Source organism: bacterium, assembly GCA_023135785.1.
Lineage (GTDB): Bacteria > CAIJMQ01 > CAIJMQ01 > CAIJMQ01 > CAIJMQ01 > CAZNJA01.
On the sequence record JAGLSL010000007.1, the window covers coordinates 1 to 3,509 of the forward strand.

At 35.6% G+C, this 3,509-nt stretch carries 4 protein-coding genes; all 4 read left to right on the plus strand.

The window, feature by feature from the left end:
* Window positions 1–73 precede the first annotated feature (73 nt).
* The 4 genes from lepB to cysS all read left to right on the plus strand — a co-directional run bounded on the left by lepB (window position 74) and on the right by cysS (window position 3,350).
* Window positions 74–808 (plus strand): signal peptidase I, encoded by a 735-nt coding sequence (gene lepB, locus KAS42_00620; protein MCK4904737.1) that lies wholly within the window; start codon window positions 74–76, stop codon window positions 806–808.
* 81 nt (window positions 809–889) lie between these two features.
* Window positions 890–1,546: a biotin transporter BioY gene (locus KAS42_00625; protein ID MCK4904738.1), complete on the plus strand. Its 657-nt coding sequence runs from the start codon at window positions 890–892 to the stop codon at window positions 1,544–1,546.
* The gene (locus KAS42_00630) at window positions 1,546–1,950 is read left to right on the plus strand and encodes a DUF1284 domain-containing protein (GenBank protein MCK4904739.1); all 405 of its coding nucleotides are present in this window, start codon (window positions 1,546–1,548) and stop codon (window positions 1,948–1,950) included. The genes KAS42_00625 and KAS42_00630 overlap by 1 nt, the downstream gene beginning before the upstream one ends.
* A complete protein-coding gene (gene cysS / locus KAS42_00635; GenBank protein ID MCK4904740.1) occupies window positions 1,947–3,350 on the plus strand; it encodes a cysteine--tRNA ligase in 1,404 nt (467 codons plus the stop codon). The genes KAS42_00630 and cysS overlap by 4 nt, the downstream gene beginning before the upstream one ends.
* Window positions 3,351–3,509: the final 159 nt, after the last annotated feature.

Here is a 3,509-nt window from a genome sequence, read left to right on the forward strand (position 1 = left end):
TTTGATGTTTGATTTTTGATATTTAATTTCAGCTTACAAAATATAAATTACCACGCAAAAAATGACAAGAAAAATGGAAAAGAAAACAGAACTAAAACACGTTATAAAGGAATGGGTTCAGTCCATATTAATAGCGTTTATCGTTGCCATGTTTATACGGACTTTTTTCATGCAGCCATATCGTATCCCTTCCGGCTCAATGCTACCGACATTAAAGATAGGCGACCATCCTTTAGTTAATAAACTAATTTACAAAATCAGAGAACCACAACGCGGAGATGTAATAGTTTTTTTATATCCTGTCATAGAATACGGGTGCGTGCAATGTAGTTACAAATATAAATTCTTGGGACTATTCAATAGATATCAATACCGCTCTATTTACGAATACCGTGAAGATTACGATAAAGTTAAATACGGGAATATTCCTTTTGAAAAATTATCGGATAATTGGAATTGTCCCAAATGCGGAGCAGATAAAAGTAGCTTTACAAAATTGCCCCGAAAGCCTTTTATAAAAAGGTTAATCGGACTGCCCGGAGAAACCATCAAAATAGCTAACGGTAAAATTTATATTAACGGCAAAGCATTGGAAGAACCGTTAAGCATAACACAAAGACATTATGTGTCCGCAAAAAATTTCGGGACGGAAGAAATAAAAATTCCTCTTGATAGTTATTTCGCTCTCGGTGATAATACAAGGAATTCAAAAGACAGCCGTTATTGGGGTTTTGTTCCGAAAGAAAATTTAATAGGGAAAGCCACATATATTTATTGGCCTATTCACAGAATAAGAAAAATAAGGTGAATTATGAAAAATTTCTAATACCCAATTTCCAATGTATTTAAAAACACAAAACTCATCAAAAAAATTAGGAGGATAAAAAACATGGAAAACACAGGCGTAATGGGTTCATATTTAAAAGCAAGATATTCGGCATTTAAATGGCGAGCCGAACTGGCAATTGCTCAAAAAATCGTTTTAGCGCTTTGCATGGCAGGATTAACGGGTATTTTGGCTCAAACAAGAGTTTATTTGCCCTGGACACCAGTGCCAATTACCGGACAAACATTCGCAGTCTTAATGGCAGGCGTATTACTCGGTAAAAATTGGGGCGGAATAAGTCAGGCAATATATGTGGTGCTGGGCGTTGCCGGAATACCGTGGTTTGCAGGCGCAAGCGGAGGTTATGGCGCTCTTATCGGACCAAGCGGAGGCTATCTAATAGGATTTATTTTTGCGGCTTTGTTTGTAGGACATTTTACTGACAAATATATTAAAGCAAGGAGTTTCTGGTCTCTGCTACTTATTATGTCATTTGCTAATTTTGTGCTTATTTACATCCCCGGATTACTACAATTAGGCATCTGGTTTAAATTAACAAAAGGTGCTTTTCCTACGCTTTGGCAGTTACTTTTAATGGGAGCAATTCCATTTATAGCAGGGGGGGCAATAAAGGTCATTGCTGCAGCAACGTTAGCTAAAGGTATTACTCCCAAAGAAGCTTTTAACGGGGAAATGGATGCAAAAACAACAAAAAAATAATGGATGTTTCCGACACCATAAAAATCAGGGCGCATCATCTTTTATGTATACAGGCATTTCAAGGTCACGGCTATAGTAAAGATTTTGTGATTAATATGTCCAAAATCATTAAGGATTTTAAAAATCCTAATCGGGAAATAGAAATAATTGCCGAATGTGATGCTATTTGTTTATATTGTCCTTATAATATAGAAAATATCTGTAAAAAAAATGCGGATTCGCTTGAGAAGATTAAAAATATGGACATGCAAGTTCTAAAAAAATCGGGGCTAAGAAACGGCGCAAAAGTTAAAGCTAAAGATATTCTCCTCCTTTTAAAAACAAAGTTAAGAGGCCCATACATAGAAGATATATGCGGAGACTGCGAGTGGAAAGAAAAGTGCCTTGAGGTTACACCCCTATGAAAATTTACAATACCCTCACGAGAAAAAAAGAAGTTTTCGAACCTATAAACAAGAATCTTGTAGGTCTTTATACCTGCGGTCCTACAGTTTACAACTATGCCCATATCGGCAATTTAAGAACTTATATTTTCGAAGATATCTTTAAGAGAACACTCCTATCTAATAGTTATAAAGTAAAACACATAATGAATATTACCGATGTGGGACATCTTACTTCCGATGAAGACGAAGGCGAAGATAAAATGGATGTTGCGGTAGCGCGCGAGAAAAAAACTCCGGAAGAAATTGCCGACTTTTATGCAAACGCGTTTAAAGAAGATATTTCCAAACTAAATATTTTACAGCCGGATATCTGGTGCAAGGCTACGAAACATATTGCGGATATGGTCAAATTAATCCAAAGAATAGAAAAAAACGGTTATTCCTATGTTGGCAAAAACGGGAATGTTTATTTTGATACAAGCAAATTTAAAAAGTACGGTGATTTTGCAAAACTTGATTTAGATAATCTGCAGTCAGGAGCAAGAATAGAAATAGACGAAGATAAAAAACATCCAAGGGACTTTGTTCTGTGGTTTTCGACAAAAGGCTCAAAATTTAAAGGTCACATATTAAAATGGAACTCTCCCTGGGGAGAGGGCTGGCCCGGTTGGCACATAGAATGTTCCGCGATGTCTATAAAATATCTTGGTGACACCTTTGACATACACTGCGGAGGCATTGACCACGTTTCTATTCATCATACAAACGAAATCGCACAAGCAGAAGCGGCAACCGGAAAGAAATGGGTAAATTACTGGCTTCACGGCGAGTTCTTAATTATGAAACAGGGGAAAATGGCTAAATCTGTGGGGGATTTTGTAACACTTAAAAGTTTAACCGACAAAAATTACGACCCTTTGGCTTTTAGATATATGTGCCTAAATACGCATTACAGGAAGAAATTAAATTTTGACTACGAAGGATTAGACAGCGCGCGAAATGCTTTATCAACCTTGAGAGAAAATATAAGAATTCTTAAAGAAACCGATAGCTTGGAAACAGCACAAGAGAAAATAGAAGATTACAGGAGTAAATTCCTTGAGGCAATAAATGATGATTTAAATATGCCGCGAGCATTAGAAGTTGTATGGAAACTCATACGAGAAGAAGAACATATAAACAATCAAAAAAAATACGAAATTCTACTTGAATTCGATAAAATTCTAGGATTGGATTTTAAAAAGATAAAAACCTCAAGTAAGATATCTCAAGAAATATCCGATTTAATAGAAGCAAGAGAAGAGTTTAGAAAGAAAAAAGACTGGAAGAAGGCAGATGAGGCAAGAGATAAACTTCTTGCAAAAGGCATTATCCTGCAAGATACGCCCGATGGAATTACATGGAGAAAAAAGGGATAATAATTCAAAAATTAAAATGCAAAGTGTAAAAATACACATTAAAGTTAAAAAATAAACAAAAAGAAACAAGCAAAAGAAAATTAGAGTATGGGGATTTCTCTATAATTTTTGCTTTTTGATATGTAAGTTCCCTCGGAATCTTAAAAAGATTCCGAGGAC

Excerpts from the sequence above, each read along its gene's own strand:
- lepB (MCK4904737.1), top strand. The coding sequence starts at position 74 with ATGGAAAAGAAAACAGAACTAAAACACGTTATAAAGGAATGGGTTCAG.
- KAS42_00625 (MCK4904738.1), top strand. The coding sequence starts at position 890 with ATGGAAAACACAGGCGTAATGGGTTCATATTTAAAAGCAAGATATTCG.
- KAS42_00630 (MCK4904739.1), top strand. The coding sequence starts at position 1,546 with ATGGATGTTTCCGACACCATAAAAATCAGGGCGCATCATCTTTTATGT.
- cysS (MCK4904740.1), top strand. The coding sequence starts at position 1,947 with ATGAAAATTTACAATACCCTCACGAGAAAAAAAGAAGTTTTCGAACCT.